The sequence below is a fragment of the Bacillus sp. PS196 genome, assembly GCF_037963555.1.
GTDB lineage: Bacteria > Bacillota > Bacilli > Bacillales > Bacillaceae > Bacillus > Bacillus subtilis.
Map to the genome: position 1 here is coordinate 2,832,331 of NZ_CP150159.1, position 22,372 is coordinate 2,854,702.

General features: G+C 46.5%; 22 protein-coding genes. 6 read left to right on the forward strand and 16 right to left on the reverse strand.

Translation table 11 applies throughout. The annotated features are described in order from the left end of the window. Positions 1 to 11: 11 nt before the first annotated feature. The 3 genes from polX to zapA all read right to left on the reverse strand — a co-directional run bounded on the left by polX (position 12) and on the right by zapA (position 2,595). A complete protein-coding gene (polX, locus tag NST79_RS14810) occupies positions 12 to 1,724 on the reverse strand; it encodes a DNA polymerase/3'-5' exonuclease PolX (RefSeq protein ID WP_015384310.1) in 1,713 nt (570 codons plus the stop codon). 73 nt (positions 1,725 to 1,797) lie between these two features. Then, positions 1,798 to 2,331 (reverse strand): CvpA family protein, encoded by a 534-nt coding sequence (locus NST79_RS14815; RefSeq protein ID WP_003229537.1) that lies wholly within the window; start codon positions 2,329 to 2,331, stop codon positions 1,798 to 1,800. A gap of 6 nt (positions 2,332 to 2,337) precedes the next feature. Then, entirely contained in the window at positions 2,338 to 2,595 is a 258-nt protein-coding gene (zapA, locus tag NST79_RS14820; RefSeq protein WP_003229534.1) for a cell division protein ZapA, read from the reverse strand. 133 nt (positions 2,596 to 2,728) lie between these two features. Here zapA and rnhC point away from each other — a divergent pair, with 133 nt between their 5' ends. After that, the gene (gene rnhC, locus NST79_RS14825; RefSeq protein ID WP_015251512.1) at positions 2,729 to 3,667 is read left to right on the forward strand and encodes a ribonuclease HIII; all 939 of its coding nucleotides are present in this window, start codon (positions 2,729 to 2,731) and stop codon (positions 3,665 to 3,667) included. Between the two features lie 35 nt (positions 3,668 to 3,702). Here rnhC and pheT read toward each other — a convergent pair whose 3' ends face one another. Beyond that, the gene (gene pheT, locus NST79_RS14830) at positions 3,703 to 6,117 is read right to left on the reverse strand and encodes a phenylalanine--tRNA ligase subunit beta (RefSeq protein WP_212059305.1); all 2,415 of its coding nucleotides are present in this window, start codon (positions 6,115 to 6,117) and stop codon (positions 3,703 to 3,705) included. A gap of 15 nt (positions 6,118 to 6,132) precedes the next feature. Continuing rightward, positions 6,133 to 7,167 (reverse strand): phenylalanine--tRNA ligase subunit alpha, encoded by a 1,035-nt coding sequence (pheS, locus tag NST79_RS14835; protein WP_003229529.1) that lies wholly within the window; start codon positions 7,165 to 7,167, stop codon positions 6,133 to 6,135. Positions 7,168 to 7,248: 81 nt separating this feature from the next. On the opposite strand from pheS, the gene NST79_RS14840 reads away from it, so the two are divergent. Further along, the gene (locus tag NST79_RS14840) at positions 7,249 to 7,455 is read left to right on the forward strand and encodes a hypothetical protein (protein WP_004398812.1); all 207 of its coding nucleotides are present in this window, start codon (positions 7,249 to 7,251) and stop codon (positions 7,453 to 7,455) included. Between the two features lie 66 nt (positions 7,456 to 7,521). Here the strand turns inward: NST79_RS14840 and NST79_RS14845 are convergent, their stop codons facing one another. Further along, positions 7,522 to 8,268, reverse strand: a complete 747-nt coding sequence (locus tag NST79_RS14845) for an RNA methyltransferase (RefSeq protein ID WP_003246182.1) — start codon at positions 8,266 to 8,268, stop codon at positions 7,522 to 7,524. 118 nt (positions 8,269 to 8,386) lie between these two features. Here NST79_RS14845 and sspI point away from each other — a divergent pair, with 118 nt between their 5' ends. The 4 genes from sspI to NST79_RS14865 all read left to right on the forward strand — a co-directional run bounded on the left by sspI (position 8,387) and on the right by NST79_RS14865 (position 12,623). After that, positions 8,387 to 8,602, forward strand: coding sequence for a small acid-soluble spore protein SspI (gene sspI / locus NST79_RS14850; RefSeq protein ID WP_003229525.1), 216 nt, complete (start codon positions 8,387 to 8,389; stop codon positions 8,600 to 8,602). A 68-nt stretch (positions 8,603 to 8,670) separates the two neighbouring features. Further along, a complete protein-coding gene (locus NST79_RS14855; protein ID WP_004398908.1) occupies positions 8,671 to 9,777 on the forward strand; it encodes a CdaR family transcriptional regulator in 1,107 nt (368 codons plus the stop codon). A gap of 102 nt (positions 9,778 to 9,879) precedes the next feature. After that, complete coding sequence (gene glcD, locus NST79_RS14860) at positions 9,880 to 11,292, forward strand: glycolate oxidase subunit GlcD (protein WP_029318211.1); 1,413 nt, start codon at positions 9,880 to 9,882, stop codon at positions 11,290 to 11,292. Continuing rightward, positions 11,289 to 12,623: a (Fe-S)-binding protein gene (locus NST79_RS14865; protein WP_029318212.1), complete on the forward strand. Its 1,335-nt coding sequence runs from the start codon at positions 11,289 to 11,291 to the stop codon at positions 12,621 to 12,623. The genes glcD and NST79_RS14865 overlap by 4 nt, the downstream gene beginning before the upstream one ends. A gap of 38 nt (positions 12,624 to 12,661) precedes the next feature. Here NST79_RS14865 and NST79_RS14870 read toward each other — a convergent pair whose 3' ends face one another. The 10 genes from NST79_RS14870 to araD form a co-directional block, all read right to left on the reverse strand. Continuing rightward, on the reverse strand, positions 12,662 to 13,030 hold the full coding sequence (locus NST79_RS14870; protein WP_250629443.1) for a VOC family protein: 369 nt from the start codon (positions 13,028 to 13,030) through the stop codon (positions 12,662 to 12,664). Beyond that, on the reverse strand, positions 12,945 to 13,133 hold the full coding sequence (locus NST79_RS14875; protein ID WP_080262655.1) for a hypothetical protein: 189 nt from the start codon (positions 13,131 to 13,133) through the stop codon (positions 12,945 to 12,947). Before NST79_RS14875 ends, NST79_RS14870 begins: the two co-directional genes overlap by 86 nt. Continuing rightward, the gene (gene cstA, locus NST79_RS14880) at positions 13,076 to 14,872 is read right to left on the reverse strand and encodes a carbon starvation protein CstA (RefSeq protein WP_014477607.1); all 1,797 of its coding nucleotides are present in this window, start codon (positions 14,870 to 14,872) and stop codon (positions 13,076 to 13,078) included. Before cstA ends, NST79_RS14875 begins: the two co-directional genes overlap by 58 nt. 151 nt (positions 14,873 to 15,023) lie before the next feature. Further along, entirely contained in the window at positions 15,024 to 16,526 is a 1,503-nt protein-coding gene (gene abfA / locus NST79_RS14885) for an alpha-L-arabinofuranosidase AbfA (protein ID WP_029318215.1), read from the reverse strand. An 18-nt stretch (positions 16,527 to 16,544) separates the two neighbouring features. Further along, positions 16,545 to 17,390 carry an arabinose ABC transporter permease AraQ gene (gene araQ, locus NST79_RS14890; RefSeq protein ID WP_029318216.1) on the reverse strand — a complete coding sequence of 282 codons (846 nt, stop codon included), beginning with the start codon at positions 17,388 to 17,390 and terminating at the stop codon, positions 16,545 to 16,547. Then, entirely contained in the window at positions 17,391 to 18,332 is a 942-nt protein-coding gene (locus tag NST79_RS14895) for a sugar ABC transporter permease (protein ID WP_014480514.1), read from the reverse strand. A 35-nt stretch (positions 18,333 to 18,367) separates the two neighbouring features. Next, positions 18,368 to 19,669 (reverse strand): ABC transporter substrate-binding protein, encoded by a 1,302-nt coding sequence (locus tag NST79_RS14900; protein WP_212059309.1) that lies wholly within the window; start codon positions 19,667 to 19,669, stop codon positions 18,368 to 18,370. Positions 19,670 to 19,699: 30 nt separating this feature from the next. Next, complete coding sequence (egsA, locus tag NST79_RS14905) at positions 19,700 to 20,884, reverse strand: sn-glycerol-1-phosphate dehydrogenase (protein WP_029318217.1); 1,185 nt, start codon at positions 20,882 to 20,884, stop codon at positions 19,700 to 19,702. Beyond that, entirely contained in the window at positions 20,881 to 21,699 is an 819-nt protein-coding gene (gene araL, locus NST79_RS14910) for a sugar-phosphatase AraL (RefSeq protein ID WP_015251501.1), read from the reverse strand. The genes egsA and araL overlap by 4 nt, the downstream gene beginning before the upstream one ends. After that, a complete protein-coding gene (araD, locus tag NST79_RS14915) occupies positions 21,677 to 22,366 on the reverse strand; it encodes an L-ribulose-5-phosphate 4-epimerase (RefSeq protein ID WP_003229501.1) in 690 nt (229 codons plus the stop codon). Before araD ends, araL begins: the two co-directional genes overlap by 23 nt. Between the last annotated feature and the right edge of the window lie 6 nt (positions 22,367 to 22,372).

Consider the following 22,372-nt stretch of genomic DNA (forward strand, 5'->3'; position numbering starts at 1 on the left):
AGCCTCCTTACTTAATCGTTGCGCTTCAGAAATGCCTCTACGTCTTTAAGCGACCGGGCATTCAGAACGTTTTTCGTTTCCGTCCATCCTTTGCGCGCGGCAGTAACGCCAGTTTTCATATCGTCTAACATCTCAATATTATGGGCATCAGTATTAATCACCAATGTAACCCCTTGTTCGTTTGCTTTCATTAAATGCTCTGTGCGCAGATCAAGGCGCGCAGGGTTGGCATTGAGTTCAAGCGCCGTATTTGTTTTCCTCGCAAGCTCAATCAGCTGATCAATATCGATTTCGTAACCGGCCCGTCTGCCGATAAGGCGCCCGGTCGGGTGTGCGATAATGTCAACATGCTTGTTTGTCAGTGCCGTCTCAAGCCGTTTCATAATCACGTGTTCCGGCTGATTAAAACTGGAATGAATCGATGCAATAACGATATCCATTTCCGCAAGCACATCGTCATCATAATCGAGCGTACCGTCAGGCAGGATATCCATCTCAACGCCTTTCAAAATACGGAAGTTTTCAAACTCTGCATTCAGCGCGTCAATTTCTTTTGCCTGCTGCTTAAGTCTTTCTGCAGTAAGCCCGTTGGCGACCTTTAAATATTGTGAGTGATCGGTGATCGCCATGTATTGATAGCCTTTTTTGATGCAGGCTTCAGCCATCTCTCTGATCGAAAATGCACCATCGCTCCACGTTGAGTGCATGTGGAGATCACCTTTGATTTGCCCGGGCTCTATCAGTTCAATGCTGTCGCTGTAGGTTTCCACTTCCTGTCCGCTTTCACGAATTTCCGGCGGAATCAGCGGCAGGCCGAAGTGCGCATAAAATTCACGTTCACTCGGAAATGTTTTGATCTCTCCGGTTTCAACTGTCTCAACGCCGTATTCACTGATCCGCTCGCCGCGTTCTTTGGCGATTTGGCGCATCTTAATATTGTGATCCTTTGATCCCGTAAAATGATGGAGTGTTGTCGGAAACTGCTCTTCCGTCACAAGACGGAAATCGACGCTTGTTTCATATTCAAAGGAAAGGATGACGGACACCTTCGTATCTCCGCTTGCGATCACGCTTTTGATGTTTGGCAGCTCAAGAAGCTGCTCTCTTACTTCAGCCGGATGATCTGTAGCAATGATATAATCCAGATCCTTCACCGTTTCCCGCGCTCTGCGGAGACTTCCGGCACGAGAAAATTTGATGATATGCGTAAATTGAGAAAGATGCTCTTCAATTTCCCGCGCGATCCGGAGGGCGTAGCCGATCGGGAACCGTTCAGGCTGTTTTCCGGCTTCCCCGAGCGCCTGTAATATTTTTTCTTCCGATTTTTTGCCGAAGCCCGCAAGACCTTGTACCTTTTGCTGTTCACAGGCTTCCTTCAGAGATTCTGCATCATGTACGCCGAGCTCTTTATACAGCTTTGCGATTTTTTTGCCGCCGAGCCCTGGCAGCTTCAATAAAGGCACGAGTCCTTCCGGCACTTCTTTCTGCAGCGATTCGAGCGTGCTTGACTTTCCTTCATCTATATACTCTTTAATGACGCTGTACGTTCCTTTTCCAATGCCGGACAGCGACATCATATCGTCCATTTCTGATAAACTGCGGTCATCCTGTTCCAAGGCTGCCGCTGCTTTTCGGAAGGCAGATACTTTAAACGGGTTGTCCCCTTTTAGTTCCATATAGACTGCAATGGTTTCAAGCAGCCGGATAATATCTTTTTTATGCATATCATAACCCCCAGACGTTCACATATGTTTCCATCATACTTGAAAAAAACTTCTCCGGACAAGAGAAGTTTTTTTATGCCCCGTACTGTGTCCACAGCTCTTGTAAAAGCCCTGACAAGTACGGTGTATGGTTAATGATCACATTTGCGAGAGACGATTGCCCCATCATTTGCTGCAACGCGTCTACCGGCAGAACGGATGCGACATACAGCAGCACAAATGTAAATAAATAGACTTCTAGAAAACCGAGAACGGCTCCCAGCATCTGGTTGATTTGTTTAATCACCGGAATGCCGGCTACAATACTCAGGAACGAGCCGATGATTCTCAGTAAGATTTTAGCAATGATAAATAAAACGATAAACGCAATCGCATTATAGTACGCTGCTTCCAAATTCCCCGTAAAAAAAGAAAGAGCCGGCTGTCCCGCTGAAAAATCGGGTGCGGGAATCCAATGTAAATGCGGTGCCACGTTTTTATAGAATAAAGCCGCAAAGGCAATTGATAAAATAAAGCTCGTCAAGCGGATAAACTGCAGGATAAAACCGCGTTTTAACCCCAGTAAAGTCCCCATCAGGAGCAAGATTAAGATGATGATATCTAGCATAGTTGTTCAATCCTTTTCTTTAAGCTGACGCTCCAGTTTTTCACATTTCTCTTGTAATTTGACATAATCGTGCACCACATTTACCGCTGTCAGCACTGCAAGTTTATTTATATCAAGGTATGGATTTTTTTCATTGATTTCTCTCATTTTATCATCAACAATTCCGGCGACATACCTCATATGGGCTCTGCTTTCTTCACCGACAATCGTGAAGTGCTGGCCGTAAATGTCAACGGTTGTTTTTGTTTTTTTGCCGTCAGACAACGTTTCTCCTCCATTCCGCGAGAATCCTAGTTCTTATCATAACACGTTTATTAAATGAATGGAAAGACGAGCCTCCCGCTGTTATGATACACTGGTATATACAGCGAAAAGTGTAAAAAAAGGAGATTATTACGTGTCCCATTCAGTGATAAAAGTATCGTTGTCTGCTATTGACCAAATGAAAATGACATACAGCGGTTCGCTTACAGCCTCTGTTCCGCAGGGAGCCGTTTTTCAGGCGAAACCGCCCGGCTGTACCATTACAGCATATCAATCCGGCAAGGTCTTGTTTCAAGGCAAAAACGCAGCGGCAGAATCCGCGCGCTGGGGAACAGCAGAGCCGGAAAAGAAGAAAATGGCCAAAAAGCCGGCTGATCCCCGCTATGCCCCTCCGGCAGATATCGCCGGAATGTCTGTTATCGGTTCTGACGAAGTCGGAACCGGAGATTACTTTGGCCCAATGACGGTTGTATGCGCGTACGTCGACAAAACCATGCTTCCTTTAATGAAGGAACTCGGTGTTAAGGATTCTAAAGATTTAAAAGATCCGCAAATCATCGAGATTGCCCGAAACCTGATCAAAACTATTCCATATAGCCTGCTGGTTTTAAAAAATGAAAAGTATAACAGCATGCAGGAAAAAGGCATGAGCCAAGGGAAAATGAAAGCATTGCTGCACAATCAGGCGATCACCCATTTATTAAGGAAAATGGATGGAATAAAGCCTGAGGCCATTTTGATTGACCAATTCGCTGAGCCAGGCGTCTACTTCAATCATTTAAAGGGCAGAGACATTGTGAAGGAGCGGACCTATTTTAGCACAAAAGCTGAAGGTATTCACCTGGCTGTCGCCGCTGCTTCAATCATTGCAAGATATTCATTTTTAATGGAAATGGATAAACTGTCACGCGAGGCAGGAATGACACTTCCGAAAGGAGCCGGTCCGCACGTTGATGAAGCGGCCGCCAAGCTGATCCTCAAAAAAGGGGCATCTGCACTCAGAACCTTTACAAAACTCCATTTCGCCAATACGCAAAAAGCGCAGCGCCTTGCTGATAAAAAACGCTCATAGAAAAAAGCTTGCAGATTTCTCTGCAAGCTTTTTTCTCAGCCTCTTAAAACAGCTTGATATGTGTCTTCTAACGCTTTCAGCACTTTGCTGTGCGCCTTTGTCACTTCTTCTTCAGTCAGTGTTTGTTCAGGGTTGACATACTGGAGTGAGAAAGCGACTGACTTCTTGCCTTCCTCCATATGTTCGCCTTCGTATACGTCAAAGACGGTTACCTCTTTCAGAAGCTTGCCGCCAGCCTCTTTAATGACGCTCTCGAGCTGTCCGCTTGTAACGGTTTTATCTGTTACAAGGGCGATATCACGTGTCACAGACGGATATTTCGGAATCGCCGTGTAAACAAGCGGTGCTGTTTCTGCTGCGAGCAACGCATGAAGATCGAGCTCAAATACGTATGTTTCCTTTATATCCAGTTCTTTTTCCAATGAAGGGTGGACTTGGCCGATGAAGCCGATCAGAGAACCATTCAATAAAATGTTCGCTGTTCTGCCCGGATGCAGCTGTTTGCGTTCAGACTGTACAAATTCAATGCTGTCTAGGACGTTGAGTTTGTCTAACAGCCCTTCGACAATACCTTTGACAACAAAGAAATCAACTGGTTTCTTCTCACCCTGCCATAGCTGCTTGCGCCATAATCCGGTAACAGCTCCTGCCACGCGTTCTGTTTCAACAGGTTTTGTGTCCTCTTCCTTCGTCAGAAAAACGGAACCGACTTCGTACAGTGCAACTGAGTCAGTCTGTCTTGCGAGGTTGTAAGAAACAGAATCAAGCAGATTCGGAACAAGACTGTGTCTGAGAATGCTTCTTTCTTCACTCATTGGAAGCGCAAGCACAGTATTCAGTGATTTTTCAATTGCAAACGCTGCCGCTTTCTTCTCGTTTGTCAGTGAGTAAGTGATGGCTTGTGATAAGCCTGCGCCTTCAAGGAAGCGTCTGACTTTACGGCGTTTTGCCTGATATGCCGTTAATCCGCCTGTAGTCCCCGCTGTCTCAGGAAGCGTAGACGGAATGTTATCGTAGCCGTACAGTCTTGCCGCTTCTTCGATTAAATCCTCTTCTATTGTAATGTCGCCGCGGCGTGATGGGACAGTCACAACGAGAAGTTCACCCGCTTCACCGACCGTAAAACCGAGACGTTTATAAATGCTGATCAGTTCTTCTTTACTGATCGTCAGGCCTAGAACGCTGCTCACTTTGTCAGCAGATACGTGAATGTTATTTGCTTCGATTGTCAGGTGATCTTCCTCAACTGTTCCAGCAAGCACCTCACCGCCGGCATACAGATGGATCAGCTGCGCAGCCCGTTCTGCTGCAAGACGTACGCGCGCCGGATCAATTCCTTTTTCAAATCTTACGCTTGATTCACTTCTCAAACCAAGGTCTTTGGAAGCCTTGCGAACCGTCTGCCCATTGAAATACGCAGCCTCAAGCAAAATCGTTTTCGTATCTTCCTGAACCTCTGACTCTGCTCCTCCCATGACACCCGCAACGGCCTGCGCTTTCGTTCCGTTTGTAATGACAAGGTGATCGGCGGACAGCTTACGTTCTTGATCATCAAGAGTTACGATCATTTCATTCTCAGCTGCTTTTCTTACTACGACTTCCTTAGAGCCAAATCTGTCATAATCAAACGCATGAAGCGGCTGTCCGTATTCCAACAGGACAAAATTTGTGATGTCAACGACGTTGTTGTGCGGACGAATGCCTGCATTCATCAGCTTTGTCTGCATCCAAAGCGGTGACGGAGCAATCGTGACATTTTTAATGATTTTTGCAGTGTACAGCGGGTTCGCTTCTTGATCTTCAATTTTGACTGAAATGTAATCAGACGCTTGTTCTGAAGCAGCCGGGTAATCCGTTTGCGGAAGCTTTACCTCAGTGTCTAAAATCGCGGCAACCTCGTAAGCAACACCAAGCATGTTCATGGCATCCGCGCGGTTTGGCGTTAAACCCAGCTCAAGAATCGCATCGCCAAGCTGTAAAGCCGCTAAGGCATCGCTTCCTGTTTCAGCGTCATTAGGGAATACGAAAATGCCTTCTGCATACTCCTTCGCCACAAGTTTGCTTTCGATACCAAGCTCCTGTAAGGAACAGATCATGCCATTTGATTCTTCACCGCGAAGCTTGGCTTTTTTGATTTTGAAATTGCCCGGCAGCACCGCTCCGACTGTTGCAACTGCGACTTTTTGTCCCTTATCCACATTCGGCGCGCCGCAAATGATTTGTACAGGGGCTTCAGCTCCGATATCCACAAGGCACTTATTCAGCTTATCAGCATTCGGGTGCTGCTCGCGCTCCAGCACATGGCCGATGACAACGCCTTTGATGCCTTCTCCTTTGTATTCAATTCCTTCAACCTCAATACCGGCTCTTGTAATTTTTTCAGCAAGAACAGCCGGGTCCATGCCTTTTAAATCAACATAATCCTCTAACCATTTATAAGAAACAAACATCCTTGCATCCTCCTCTTACGCCTGTTTAAACTGCGAAATAAATCTGACATCGTTTGTATAGAAGTGGCGGATATCATCAATGCCGTATTTCAGCATCGCGATGCGCTCAACACCCATTCCGAATGCGAAGCCCTGATATTCCTTCGGATCAAAGCCAGCCATTTTAAGCACGTTCGGGTGAACCATTCCGGCACCGAGGATTTCAATCCAGCCTGTTCCTTTACATACTGAGCAGCCGTTTCCACCGCATTTAAAGCATGTCACATCCACTTCTACTGAAGGCTCAGTAAACGGGAAGAAGCTTGGGCGGAGTCTGATTTCACGGTCTTGCCCGAACATTTTTTTCGCAACGAGTTCAAGCGTTCCTTTTAAATCACTCATGCTGATGTTTTTGTCAACGACAAGCCCTTCAATTTGCATAAATTGGTGAGAGTGCGTCGCATCATCGTTATCACGGCGATATACTTTACCCGGGCAAATGATTTTAACGGGACCTTTGCCTTTATGCTTTTCCATCGTCCGTGTTTGGACAGGAGAAGTTTGCGTTCTCATCAAAGTTTCCTCTGTGATGTAAAAGCTGTCCTGCATATCGCGCGCAGGGTGTTCTTTCGGAAGATTGAGCGATTCGAAGTTGTAGTAATCCGTTTCAACCTCTGGCCCTTCCTCGACTGTGTAGCCCATACCGATAAATAAATCTTCAATTTCTTCAATGACAACAGTGAGCGGATGGCGGCCGCCGACTGCAACAGGGTTCCCCGGCAGCGTGACGTCAATTGTCTGTCCTGCAAGCTTCTGTTTCATTTCCTCTTCTTCAAGCTTCTCGTTTTTGTCAGCAATCGCATTGGCAATACGCTCCCTTACTTCGTTCGCGAGCGCCCCCATTTTTGGACGTTCCTCAGCAGAAAGCTTGCCCATTCCGCGCAGCACTTCTGTAATCGGCCCTTTTTTTCCGAGATATTGCACCCGAATATCATTGACAACCTTCAATGAGCTTGCCGCTTCTACTTGTTCTAAAGCTTCTTGTTCCAGCTGTTTTAGCTTTTCTTCCATTTTGCATCCTCCTTTTATGTAAACAAACCGTCATATGTCTTTGGAAAATAAAAAAAACCCGTCCCTTGTACAAGGGACGAGTTGTGGCCGCGGTACCACCCTTATTTCAGACAGACTGATGCTGTCGTCAGCTTCATTGACATAACGGAATCAGATTCCGGTTCACCTTTACGCGCAGTGTACGCGGTCCCGGCGACAACTCAAGAGGTGAAGCCAATTTCCGGCTGCGTTAAAAATGCTCTCAGTCAGCGGCATTTTCTCCCTGGAAAGCAGTTGATCAGAAATTGAGGTCCTCTGTCACGGTTTTTGAAATATTATGTTCTATTATAGAGAAATCCAACGCTTGGCGCAACACTATCCTCGCAAGTGATACACGAGGATGGCAGCCGCAACCGCAACGTTTAGTGATTCAGCCTGTCCGTAAAGCGGCACGTACAGGTTCAAATCCGTTTTTTCCAGCAATGCAGCATCCACCCCTGCACCTTCATTTCCTACAATGAGCGCAAAGGATTCAGACTGAGGAATCTCCTGGTAAGGCGCTCCGTTTTGCAGCGCCGTGCCGTATACTTTTACGCCCTCTGCCTTCAATTCGTCCACATATGAAGGCAGGTTTCTTCTCACAACAGGAATATGGAAGTGAGATCCTTGAGCAGATCGCAGTGTTTTTCCGTTAAAGGCGTCCGCCGTGCCGTCACCGAGTACAACCGCATCCAAACCGGCCGCATCAGCCGTTCGAATCATTGTGCCAAGGTTTCCCGGATCTTGAACAGCGTCAATCAGCAGCACCTTGCGTGCCGTTGCCAGCTTTTCTTCAGGCATATGGCACACAGCGGCAATCTGCTGCGGCGTTTCGGTTTCAGTCACAGCTGAAAACGCATCTTCACTCAGCATATAGCACTGGATACCAGTCTCAAGATCTGAAGGAATCCTCGTTTCATCCTTTACAAGGATTTCTTTCACAATGCCCGGGCTTTTCAACGCCTCTTCAACGAGGTGTTCTCCCTCTATCAGAAATGTATTTGTTTTTGTTCGTTCTTTTTTTGTGTGAAGCTTTTTCCAATCCTTCACTTTTTGGTTTTTTGCCGATTCTATTTGTTTCACTGTCTATGTGGCGCTCCTTTTTTTAACATGATGTTATTATATCGCAAGAACAGCACATAATAAACCAGGTGCAGGGTTAGAATATACGTATTACATTTTAGAAAAAGGAGCGTTTTACATGGATCTTAATTTACGTCATGCCGTCATTGCCAATGTCACCGGCAATAATCAGGAGCAGCTTGAGCATACAATCGTAGATGCGATTCAAAGCGGTGAAGAAAAAATGCTTCCAGGGCTCGGCGTTTTATTCGAAGTCATTTGGCAGCACGCATCCGAAAGTGAGAAAAACGAAATGCTGAAAACGCTTGAAGGCGGATTAAAACCCGCCGAATAAGACATGAAACCGGGTGACAGCGCCCGGTTTTTTTCTTATATAATAAAAACATGATGAGGGGGAACGCCATGTTTTTACAGCCGTTATTAGCGAAAAAAATTATTGCTGAAGTTAAAAAAATGTACGAACGTGAAGTCATTATTGTAAACACGGACGGTCTTATTATGGCAGGCACAAACGATGAGCGTGTCGGACAATTTCATGAGGGAGCGCTTATCTGCGCAAAAGAAAGACGCAGCGTGATTATTACAAAAGAAGATGAAACAAGGTTAAAAGGAGTGAAAGCAGGCATAAACCTCCCTGTATTTTTTGACCATGATGTGATTGCCGTCTTCGGGCTGACAGGTGAGCCTGCAGAGATTCAGCCATTCGGAGAACTGCTTCGAAAAATGACAGAACTGTTCATTAAGGAATCGCGGCACTTAGAGCAATCCCAGTGGCGTGAGAGAATGCTGGAGTCCTTTATGATCGATTGGCTGCAATTAAAGGAGTGGTCTCCCAGTTTTCTTGAGAAAGCTCAGCTTCTTGGTGTTGACCTTTCTTCCCGGCGCCAAATGATTCTTATTCAGGGGTATGAGTGGTCACCTCATGATATTGAACAAATGGCACGCAGCTGGAAATCCTCGTACCCTGCGGATTTGTTCATCAGGTGGGGAAATGAACGGATTTTGATTAATCATGAAGTGCCGCAGCATGAACAAAGGGATCGGCTTTTACGGAAAATCCTTCACATTTGTTCGTTTGCCAATACCGCAAGCAGCCAATATACAGCAGCTGGCGCCGGAAGGGCTGTCGCAAGCTCCAGCCTGACAGATTCATACGAGCAAGCGGAAAAAGCGCTGGCTGTCAGCCTTAAGCGAAAAACGCCCATATTTGAAGAGGATCTGAAGCTTGATATGTGTCTGACGGAGATCAGCCCGGGAACCCGAAACGAATTTCCGCAAAGAGTATTAGGAAAGGCGCTAGAGCATCAGGAACTTATGAATACGATACGGACTTTCTTTCATCACGATTTGTCTTTGAAACAAACCGCTGAAGACATGCATATACACATCAATACATTGCGTTATCGTCTGGCTAAGGCTGAACAGCTGACGGGATTACGTTTTGACCGTACCGAGGACGTCGTCACGATGTACGTCGCACTCTATTTTTTAGATCAAGATACAAAATAGAGAGAGTTTCAGTTTCATTTTTTGTATGTTTCTCCATGGAAGGCTTTGCTTTTTTTCTTTTACAATAGATTGAAAGCGTTTTTTGACAGGGGGATGGGTGAAATGATCACCAAGGATGTAAAGGAGCAGCTGATTCAGGTCTCCGGACCAGAAAACTTTGATGACTCGAATGCCGGCCGTCTCGTCTATTCATATGATGCGACGCCTCAGTATCAGTCTATGCCTGATGCCGTGATTGCTCCGAGGAATACTGATGAAATATCACGCATTTTAACAATTTGCAGCGAACATCGAGTGCCGATCGTTCCAAGAGGATCAGGGACAAACCTGTGCGGCGGCACGTGCCCGACTGAAGGCGGACTTGTGCTTCTCTTTAAGCACATGAACCGGATTCTTGAAATTGATGAAGAAAATTTAACTGCCACAGTTCAGCCGGGCGTCATTACGCTGGATATGATCCGCGCGGTTGAAAGCAAAGGTTTGTTTTATCCGCCTGACCCGAGTTCTATGAAAATATCAACTATCGGCGGCAATATCAATGAAAATTCCGGCGGGCTCCGCGGATTAAAATACGGCGTCACCCGCGACTATGTTATTGGACTGGAGGTTGTGCTCGCAAATGGTGACATCATCCGCACCGGCGGAAAACTCGCAAAGGATGTGGCCGGATACGATCTCACACGTCTTTTTGTCGGCTCAGAAGGAACACTCGGCATTGTAACAGAGGCAATCGTCAAGCTCGTTCCAAAGCCTGAAACAAAAAAGACGCTGCTTGCCCTATATGAAAATATCGATGCCGCTGCTCAAACGGTATCAGACATCATTGCCGCAAAAATCATACCCGCCACACTTGAATTTCTCGACCAGCCTACACTTTTGGTGATTGAGGATTATGCCAAAATCGGACTTCCGACAAGCGCAAAAGCAGTTCTGTTAATTGAACAAGATGGGCCATTTGAAACTGTTGAACGGGATATGGAAAAGATTGAGGCGATCTGCAAAAAAGGCGACGCCGTTTCCGTTCAGACCGCACAAACAGAGGAGGAAGCGTTTGCCCTGACTGAAGCCCGGCGTTCTGCACTTTCTGCCCTAGCCCGCCTCAAACCGACGACGATTTTAGAGGATGCGACCGTTCCTCGCTCAGAAATAGCCAATATGGTTAAAGCGATTAATGATATTGCTGCTAAATATGATATTTCCATCTGCACCTTTGGTCATGCGGGAGACGGGAACCTTCACCCGACATGCACGACAGACATAAGAAATAAGGATGAAATGGAACGTGTCGAACAGGCCTTTGCCGAGATTTTTGAGAAAGCGATTGAACTTGGCGGGACGATAACCGGAGAGCACGGAGTCGGGGAAATGAAAGCGCCTTACTTGGAAATGAAGCTGAAAAAAGAAGGCATTGATGCGATGAAAGCGTTGAAAGCGGCATTTGACCCCCGGAACATATTAAATCCCGGCAAAATGTTTGCGAAAGATGCCAGAAAACGTGTGGTGGCGGAAAGATGACAACAGAAAAAGAAATGAAACAGATCCAAAATGAATTTAAAGAGCGTATGGATGAAGGAGAGTTATTAAATTGTATGCGCTGCGGCTTCTGTCTTCCTTCCTGTCCGACCTATATCGAATCGGGATTTCAGGAAACACACTCTCCGCGCGGGCGCATCGCCTTAATGAAAGCCGTAGCCGACGGTATGATTGAACCGGATGAAGATGTCGAACGGTCGCTGTCACTTTGCCTCGGCTGCCGCGCCTGTGAACCTGTATGCCCGTCAGGCGTGAAATACGGACAGCTGCTTGAGGAAGCCAGAGATATTATCCACCAAAACAAAAAACACTCGCTCGGCACACGTGTCATTCGAAAGACGGCTTTTCACGAGCTGTTTCCGCATCAAAACCGCATGCGCTCAGCTGTAAGCCTTATCGGTTTGTATCAGCGTTCAGGACTGCAAACCGCTGTGCGTAAAACCGGTATGCTTCGGGTCCTGCCTGAGCATTTGCGGACGATGGAAGCTGTTCTTCCTGATGTTCCAAAAAGCAAAGACATGAAACATCGGCCGCGTTTCCTGCCTTCCATTGGCCCCATGAAAAAACGGGTCGCCTTTTTTTCGGGCTGCTTAATGGATACAATGTTTTTACCGACCAATAACGCCACATTGAAGCTTTTACAGCTGGCAGGCTGCGACATTGTCATTCCGCCTGAACAGGCTTGCTGCGGGGCGCTTCATGGACACAGCGGTGAAAAAAACACAGGGAAAGAGCTCGCGAAACAAAATATCGCTGCTTTCGAAGCATTAGACGTGGATGCAGTCATTACAAACGCAGGAGGATGCGGAGCCTTTCTCACTGAATATGATCATTTGCTGAAGGATGACCCTGAGTGGTCGGAACGGGCTGCCGCTTTTGTTCAAAAGCTGAAGGATTTTTCTTCTGTTTTGGTTGAACTCGATTTCCATCAAATGGACTTAGCGCTCGAGACGCCTCAGGTCGTTACCTACCAAGATTCATGCCACCTAAGAAATGTGATGCATACGTCACTCGAGCCCCGCCAGCTTCTTAAAAGCATAAAAGGTGCTGAATTCAAAGAAATGGAGAAAGCAGACAGCTGCTGCGGGTCAGCGGGAATTTACAACATCGTCGAAGCTGAAATGTCTATGAAAATACTGGACAGCAAAATGACTGCCGTCAAAGCAACCGAAGCGATCCTCATTGTAACAGCAAATCCCGGCTGCCTGCTGCAGATGAAGCTCGGCATTGAACGCGAAGGACTAAGCGGTAAAGTCAGAGCCGTTCACCTGGCTGATTTGCTATTGGAAGCAGCCGGGCACAAAACATCATGAGAAAGCCCAAAACAGACATTGTTTTGGGCTTTTGTGCGTTATTCCATCGGACTGCAAATTTCGATATAATGTCCATCCGGATCAGCGATATAGGCGACCGTCTGCCCCCATGGTTTCACTTTCGGCTCCCCGATAATCGATACGCCTTGTTCTCTCATCCTTTTGATGACCGCTTCTACATTTTCAGTAACAAACCCGATTTCAAATGTGTTTGAAGCAGATGTATCCGGAATGTCCAGCGCCGTGATGTCTCTGGCGCTTTCCCGGGTATTAAGCACCAATATCGTCGACCCTGTATCAAATTCGACATACGTGCCGTGTTCAGCACGAATCGGCAGTCCTAAAATATCCCGGTAAAAATGAATAGCCCGCTTGCTGTCCGATACGTATAGAATAAGATATTTCATTGATAGATTCATTGCCAACCCCTCTCAGCATTTTCAATAGTCCTTCTAGCCCGGTATAGATGCTTCCATCCTTAAGCTCGGATCTTTCCACATCTGCGCCCATTTTTTCACAGCCGCCACGATAATGATGAAGCCTAACACCAGCATGATGATAGATAATACGCCATTCAATACACTATATCCTGCTGCTTCAGGATTGAGATACACATTGCGCACCATCCAATAGCCCGCATAATTGACAGTGACATATAAATAGGCAAGCGGGATAAGACAGGTCAGAATGTACCGGCGTTTATCGGCGATTTTCAGCACGATCGTCGCTCCGATAATCAGCCCCACTGAAGCCATCAGCTGATTAGAAACGCCGAACAGCGCCCAAATGGAACCGATATCTCCTGAATACAGCAAGTACCCCCACATCAAACAGGCAAGCGCGCTGGCAAATACAGAGCCCGGAATCCAGTCTGTTTTCTTCAGCGGCTTATACACCTCCCCGAAGAAGTCCTGGATCAAATAACGGGCGACACGTGTGCCGGCGTCAATCGCTGTTAAAATAAAGACCGCTTCAAACATAATGACAAATTGGAAAAAGTATGAGGCCAAATGGCTGAAAAACGGCATTCCGGTAAAAATATAAGTCATCCCCACCGCAAGCGTTACGGCTCCCCCTGTTCTTCCTTCTAAGTCCAAACCGATTTCCCTGCTCAATTCAGGCAAATGTACGACATTCATGCCAAGCGTACGGAAAACCTCAGGCGTGCTGTTAATCGCAAAGTAATCAGCAGGCTGTAAAGCGGTCGCTGCAATCAGCGCCATGATGCCGACAAGACACTCAACAAGCATTGCGCCAAACGCAACCGGCTTCATATCACTCCATTTATTCAGCATTTTCGGTGTCGTTCCTGAACCGACAAAGGCATGGAACCCAGAGATCGCCCCGCAGGCGATGGTTATTGAGATGAACGGCCAGACAGGCCCTGCCAGCACCGGCCCGCCGCCTTTTACGAATTCTGTAAACGCAGGGAACGGAATGGACGGATTGACGACAAACACACCAACAATCAAAGCGATAAAAACACCGATTTTCATAAAGCTGCTTAAATAATCACGCGGAGCAAGAAGCAGCCAAACGGGAAGCGCAGCCGCAAAAAACGCGTAAACAGGAAGCGCGATTGCAAGCGTTTTCGTATCTAGCGTTAAAAAGTCACCGAGCGCGGTAGTCTGTACCCATGGACCAATAAAGACTCCTGCCATTAAAAAGAGAAAGCCGACCGTTGAAGCGAGCTTTAAATTTCCCGTTTTCTTATAAAATAAGCCCACACCCATCGCAATCGGAATCGTAATCCCTACCGCAAATGTTCCCCATGGATTACGTTCAAGCGCATGCAAGACAACCATCGACAGGCCCGCCATTGTGATCGTGATGATAAACAGCATGGACAGTCCTGTACAAAATCCTGCAACAGGGCCAAGCTCATCCTTTGCCACTTCCGACAGCGATTTTCCGTTTTTGCGCATCGATGCAAACAACACCACAATATCATGGACGGCTCCCCCAATTACCGCCCCGATTAACAGCCACAATAATCCCGGCAAATAGCCAAACTGCGCCGCCAGAATTGGTCCGACCAGCGGTCCGGCCGCTGCGATCGCGGCAAAATGGTGGCCGAACGAAACCCATTTATTTGTAGGCACATAGTCTTTCCCATCCTCAAGCGCATGAGCAGGTGTTGGCTTGTCATCATTCACTTTGAGAACCTTCACCATCATAAATGTTCCGTATAAACGATAGGCAATAGCCAAAATACACATTGATGCTATCACAATTGTAACCGCATTCATTTTCTCCCATCCCCTTTGCTGTTTTTCATAAATATATCACAATTTCATGGTGAAAAGCGGTCATTTTTTCCTATACAAAAAGCCGGCTTGAACGGGCCGGCTCGTGGCAGTTGAAAGACAAGCCGGAGATTTCTCTCCGGCTTTGCTATTCTTATGACTGTTTTTTCAGGCGGATCACATTCCAGGAAAGCGGCGTGAAATGAGCAGTTAAGCCGTTTTCGCTGACAGACGATGATCCGTTGGAATGCGGAACGACATTTTTTCTGTTATGCTGGTTTGTTGCTTTGATATCCTGATGCTCAAGTACGATGTGCTCTGCGATTTGGTAGGATTCAAAGCCTCTGAGCGAAATCTCCGTCTCCATCTGATCCTCAGCCTTGTTTACCGCAAAAATAGTGAGTGTTTCTTCTTCTTCAGAGTACACAACAGCAGCATCAACATATGGCACATCAGTGAAATCAGAACAATCGTACTTAGGAGAAGAAATAAGCGGTTTCAGTGACTCGCCCCTTCCGTAAACAGAAGCATGCATGTATGGATAGAAAATCGGCTGTCTCCATGCTTCTCCGCCTTTTTCCGTCATGATCGGCGCGATGACATTGACAAGCTGTGCAAGACACGCAATTTTCACACGGTCTGCGTGCTGCAGCATCGTAATGAGCAGAGAGCCGACTAATAAGGCATCTTCAAAATTGTAAATATCCTCTAAAATCGGACGCGCAGTGATCCACGGCTCGACTTTTTTATCAGCATCATTTGAGTGGTACCATACGTTCCATTCATCCAGAGAGAGATTGATAGTTTTCTTGCTGCGTGTTTTTGCTTTTACATAGTCACAGGTCGCAGCGACTGATTTGATAAAATGATCCAAATCCATAGAACGTGCCAAGTAGTTTGGCAGATTGTTATCCCGGTTTCCGTAGTAAGTGTGAAGAGAGATATAGTCGACATGCTCATACGTATGCTCAAGCACCTTCGCTTCCCAATCGATAAAGGTCGGCATACCGCTGTTTGAGCTGCCGCAGGCAACGAGTTCAATTGATGGGTCAACCCACTTCATGACCTTTGCTGTCTCTGCGGCAAGCCGTCCGTATTCATCAGCTGTTTTGTGGCCGATCTGCCACGGTCCATCCATTTCGTTTCCTAAGCACCATGTTTTGATGCCATACGGCTGTTCATAGCCATGCGATCTTCTTAAATCACTCCAGTAAGAGCCTTTCGGATGGTTGCAATATTCAACGAGATTACGGGCGGCATCTATGCCTCTTGTGCCAAGGTTGACGGCCATATTGACCTCAGTGTTCACCTTTTTTGCCCAAGATAAAAATTCATTTGTTCCCACTTCATTGGTTTCTGTCGTTTGCCATGCCAAGTCAAGCCGTCTCGGGCGGTTTTCGACTGGTCCGACACCGTCCTCCCAGTTGTATCCGGATAAAAAGTTTCCGCCCGGATAGCGGATGATGGGAACCTGTAATTCTTTGATCAGCGACTGGACATCTTTTCTAAATCCATCTTCATCCGCTTCAGGGTGATCAGGCTCGTATATGCCTTCATATACCGCACGACCCATATGTTCGATAAACGAGCCATAAATCCGTTTATCTACTTCACCGATTTTATATTCTTTGTCTACAATCATTCGCGCTTTTTTCATCACACGTTTCCTCCTTCATTAACCTTTGACTCCCCCTACCGTCAGGCCGGAGATAAAGTACTTTTGGAAAAACAAGAAAATGATAATCACCGGCAAAATCGCAAATACTGAGCCGGATATAAGCATGTCATAGTTGTTGCCATAAGGGCTCAGCAAGCTGGACAGCCCTATTGGAAGCGTAAACATTTCTTTCGACCGAAGCACAATCAGCGGCCATAAGAAGTTGTTCCAGCTGTTTAAGGACTGAAGGATAATCATCGCGCCGAAAGCCGGTTTCATCAGCGGTGCCATAATCCTGAAAAAGATGCCGAATTCCGTACAGCCGTCCATCCTTGCAGAGTCCAGCAGATCTCTTGGAAGGCCAAGAGCATATTGCCTGAAAAAGAAAACGGCAACAGGTGAAACGATAAACGGCAATATGACACCTGTATATGAATCGATCAAGTGCAGTCCGACAGTAAGCTTAAACAAAGGAAGCATCATCACTTCCAGCGGAACCATCATGATAATCAGCACAAGAACAAAGATGATATTTCTGCCCTTAAAATCATAAACCGCAAGCCCGTACCCGATCATCGAAGAAAAAAACAGAGTGAGCACGGTCGTAAAAAGTCCGAGTACAAGACTGTTAAAAAACCATTTGAAATAAATGCTGCCGCCATTAAACAGAAATGTGTAGTTATCAAAACTCATCACTTTTGGATCAATTTCAAGATTCAGCCCCACACGCAAAAGCTCAGATGACGGCTTTAATGATCCTAAAAGCAAACAGAAAATCGGAAAAAGATACAATAGGCTCAGCATAATAAAAAACAGGGTTAGCGCAATTCTATAAACGCTAAACTGAGGACTGTGCCGCAACATTTATCCCTCCCCCTTAAACGAGCCTGACAGCTTTAATGAAATCAGGCTGACAACAAGTATCACAATCAAAAGCACGATGCCGATGGCTGCTCCGTACCCCATTTCGTTGTAGGCAAGTCCCTGCTGATACAAATATCCGACAAGCGTCAGACCAATATTACCCGGGGAATTATTCTGCCAAAGGACGTAGCTTTCCTCAAACATCCTGAAGCCGCCGATAATGCTGATGGTCAGCACATATACGGTTACAGGTTTGAGAAACGGCAGCGTGATGTGCAGAAATTTTTTCATTGTATTCGCGCCGTCTATATCAGCGGCTTCGTACAGCTCTTTCGGCACATTTTGCAAACCGGCTAAAAAGTAAAGGATGTTGATTCCCATCCATCTCCATGAAGCAAGCAGCACCATCAAAAACATGCCGGTATGTTCATTGTTCATCCAGTTCTGAGGTGAAAAGCCGAGTTTGAGTAGGATGGAATTGGCCAGAGACGTTTCCATTTCTCCGAAGATCAGCCGAAAAATGATCCCCGCGACAATGGTGGAGGTCAATGCCGGGATGAATAGTGCTGATTTAAATATATTTCTAAATTTGACCAGCTTTGAATTCAGGAATATGGCCAGAAGCAATGGGACAGGAATCAGCACGATTAGCGTCCAAAAGGTGTATTCCAGCGTATTCCAAAGGGCGGTATAGAACGTCGGGTTGTTTAGCGCTGTATAATTAGACAATCCGACAAAGGACACCTCTCCCGGCAAAATTCTTTGGAAGCTCATGATGAAGACACTAATGATGGGGTATAGAAAAAATACGAGAAAGGATAAAACGAATGGCGCTGTAAACAGATAGGGCGCCGCTTTTTTCGAATAAAATACATCTCGCCAGCCTGATTGTTTCGCAGCTGAAGGAACGGGATGAACCGTTCCTGTTTTCACAGGTTTCATGAGAACCTCCCCGCTTTCACTTTTTGAATGGGATTCTATTTCTGTTTCAGTTCACCTGCCGCTCTGTCCAAGGCTTGTTTAGGCGTTTTTTGCTGAGATTTAAGTGCGTCGAACAACGCGCTTCTGTTGACAAGGTCTGAAGCCTTGGCAAAATCCTCATGTAAATAAATCGGATTGATTTCATCCTTGATATCGAGCAGCACGGAAAAAATGCCTGTTCCGTTTTGGAAGTAATCCGTGTATTTGTTTTTCTCTTTCAATTCCTTGGAGCTCCAGACATCCCAGCGAAGCGGGTCAAAGCCGAGTACGCTCCAGAGTTTTTTATTTCCTTCTTCAGAGCCCTTCGCAAAGGCCAAAAACTCTTTTGCTAACTCAACATGCTTGGATTGCTTCGGCACAACGGTTGCCGTACCGCCCAAGCCTGCCGAGCGGTCGCCCCCCTCTTTCCATGCCGGGAGCGGCCTGATGGCAATCTTCCCTTTCAGATCAGGCATATAATCGATAAATCTTCCCATATACCAAATCGGCATGAGGACTGAAGCAGCTCCTCCTTGGTTCATAAAGCCGTAGTATTCTTCACTGTGATGCCCGCCGCCCGGCGCAGGAATCATCGTTTTATCATTGATCATGTCTTTTAAATATTGAAGTGTTTTTACGTTGGTGTCATTATTGAGGATCAGCTTGCCGTTTTTATCAAAATAGCCTGAGTTTTGCTGTGAAATCATAGATAAGAACGTTGCGGAATCATTTGTTTCCACCGTTCCCATCGGCTTCCCGGTCACTTTGCGCACTTTCTGTCCGGCTTTATGGTAATCATCCCATGTTTTAATATCGTCAGGATTGACGCCGGCTTTTTTCATCACATCCATGTTATAAAACATGACCGTTGTTCCTACATGCGTATCGAGTCCGTAAAGCTTGCCGTTTTTGCTGTACAGGGTCAGCCGCGCCTCAACGAATTTATCGCGGTCCTTTTCAATCAGCGGAGTCAAGTCGGCAAGCGGTATGTCAGAGCCCTTCAAAAAGTTTGAAAAACGGGCCAATTCGACATCTGCAATATCAGGAACGCCTTCTCCCGCTATTAGGGAGATAGATAAGTTATCGTGCATTTGTCCATACGGATAAACGACCGTATTCAGCTTAATTTTGCGGTCAGGATATTTTTTGTTCCATTCCTTCACCATTTCCACATAGAACTGCTCATGAAGCCCGTTAAATGTCCAAAAGGTCAGCTCAGTTTCACCCGATTTGCCGGATGATTTTTCTGCTGAACACCCGGCAATGAGTAATGTCAGCAACATCATGAGCACAAGAAAACAGACAGTCATTTTTTTCATCTGCGTTACCCCTTCCATTCGAGGTGCGGGCTATTCATATAGACCATGGTTGATCAGCGTTTTGTTTTCATTAATGATTCTTAATCCGGTGCAGCGGTCTCTTAAGGTGTGCGCGTGTCTGAAGGCATTCTTGACGGAATCCTGCCCGACACCGATTTCGTCAAAATACGCAGCGCCTCCGGCTGATCTCAGCCAATCAGCCAGCACTTCTCCTTCCGGGAGAGTTTGATAAGCTGATTGGATGGCTTGCCGCCGGCTCGGTGAAAATTCGTTCAGCCCGTCATCCTTAGCGAGCTTTCTGTATGTGTCAGTTAATAAAACAGCAGCACAGCCCACCTTTGCCCCATGAAGAATCTGTGGCCGTTTTTTCTCCATTAATTCCATCTCAATCCAATGTGAAATATGATGCTCTCCGCCTGATGCCGGGCGGGAATGATCTAATGCCAGCATGACAAGCCCCGATACAAGTAAAGACTCCATCAAAACCCGTATGCCTGTTTCCGTTTTCATCGCAATGTCTTCTGTGTGTTCAATGCAGGCAGCAAGCGCCTCCTGAACAATCTTAGCTCCTGCAGGCGAATAAGGCTCACCGGCAAGATTCCGGGATATTTCCCAATCTGCTAAAGACGTTATTTTACCGAGCATGTCACCAAATCCAGCCGCCACCATTGACTGCGGTGCCGCTTTTAATAGATCCAGATCAGCGAACAGTGCAGACGGGGCCTTCGTTTGAATGGTTGTTTTCGTACCGTATAAAATAATCGGCGCCCCTGCTGATGTAAAACCGTCTACAGATGGAGCAGTCGGATAAGAAATAAACGGCAAATCTCTTTGAAACGCTGCAAAGCGGACGATATCATGAATCGTGCCCGAACCGACTGCGATCATGACATCCGTTGTTTGTTTCGTATGGATCAGCACATGAATGAGCGATCGTTCATCAGCTGTCACATCTCCAGCTTCATTTTCTGGAATGATCAGGCACTCGGCCTGAAATCCTGCTTGATTCAGCTGATTTTCCAGATCAATTCCTGCAATGCGGTGTGTATTCGCGTCGCAGACAAGGACAATATGTTTATTGTTTTTTCGTTTTACATAATCCAAAAGCGAATCAACTGCTTGTTTACCGAGAACAATTTCTTCAACTTTTATAGGTAACGTCTTTTCTCCGGCGTTTTCAAAAGCACGCTGAACGTCAGCTGCGATACGATTCATATCAGAATCCCCTCCTCAGCCAATTTGGTTACATCCTTAATAGAATCCAGCACATAATCCGGCGTGTACAAACGCTGTTCACCCTGTTTCGCAGAACCAGTTAGCACTAAGGCGCTTTTCATGCCATAAAGCTTCCCCATCGCAATGTCAGATTCAATGCTGTCTCCTATAATCATGCATTCATGTGCGGACAGCCCCATTGCTGTACAGGCAGCCTCCGCCATCAGCCATGACGGTTTTCCGACAACAAGTTCAGTCTTCGCTTGTGCGGAAGCCTCTATCGCCCCAATCATTCCAGCCACATCAATGGCATTTCCGTCTTCGTTCGGAAAAGAGCGGTCTTTGTTTGTAGCGATAATACGAGCGCCGCCGGCAGCCGCTTGAAAGGCTTGATTTAAATCGTCGTACGTGAGCGTTTCATGAAGGGAGATCACGAGCCAATCCGCTTCCTTCGGTTCGCTCGCGTTCTGCACACCGGCCAGCCTCAGCTCGTCAACCAAGCCTTGCTCCCCAAGCACCCATACCTTTGAAAAACGATAATGTTTTTTCAGAAAAGCCGCTGTCACGCTTGATGACAGAACAATGTCGTTTACGTCCGTTTCAATCCCCGCGCCAAGAAGTTTTTTTCTGCACATGGCACGGGAGATATTCCCCCGGTTGCTTAAAAAGACGATTTTCTTTCCCATTCTCCTAAGCGTTTTGATCGCTTCTCTTGCTCCTTCGATCAACTCATTTCCTCTGAATACAGTACCGTCCAAGTCAATCAGAATGCCAGCCGGTGACACAGGCGTATCATGACTGGCCATAATACGCATTTGCTCCGTGTTTTCGATAAAAATGCTTTTCATGCAGGACTGTATTGATTGGGGTTACATCCTTGTTCAGCATAATGGAGTGATAGGCCATTTCGGCAACCGTTTCTAATACAACTGCGTTATGAATGGCATTTAAGGCGTCAGTGCCCCAGCAGAACGGTCCGTGATTATTCACGAGCACACCCGGCACCTGTTCGTAATTATGATGCTGAAAGGTTTCCGCTATGACTTTTCCTGTATTCAGTTCGTAGTCATGAATGATTTCTTCATCGTACATTTCTCGAGTACATGGAATCGCACTGTCAAAATAATCAGCATGGGTCGTGCCTAACGGAGGGATGTCTCTGCCCGATTGCGCCCAGCTTGTCGCCCATTGAGAATGGGTATGGACAATTCCCCCGATATTCGGAAAGGCTTTATATAGATAAACATGGGTAGGTGTATCTGAAGAAGGTTTAAGCGAGCCTTCGACGACCTCTCCATCAAGGTTCAAAACAACCAAGTCATCGGCTGTCAGGTCGCTGTATTCGACTCCGCTAGGTTTGATGACAATTCTTTCTTTTTCACGGTCAATGCCGCTGACATTTCCCCACGTAAAGGTTACCAGCTGATGCTCTTGAAGCTTCAGGTTGGCAGCCAGCACTTCTTTTTTTAATGTTTCAAGCATGCTCCA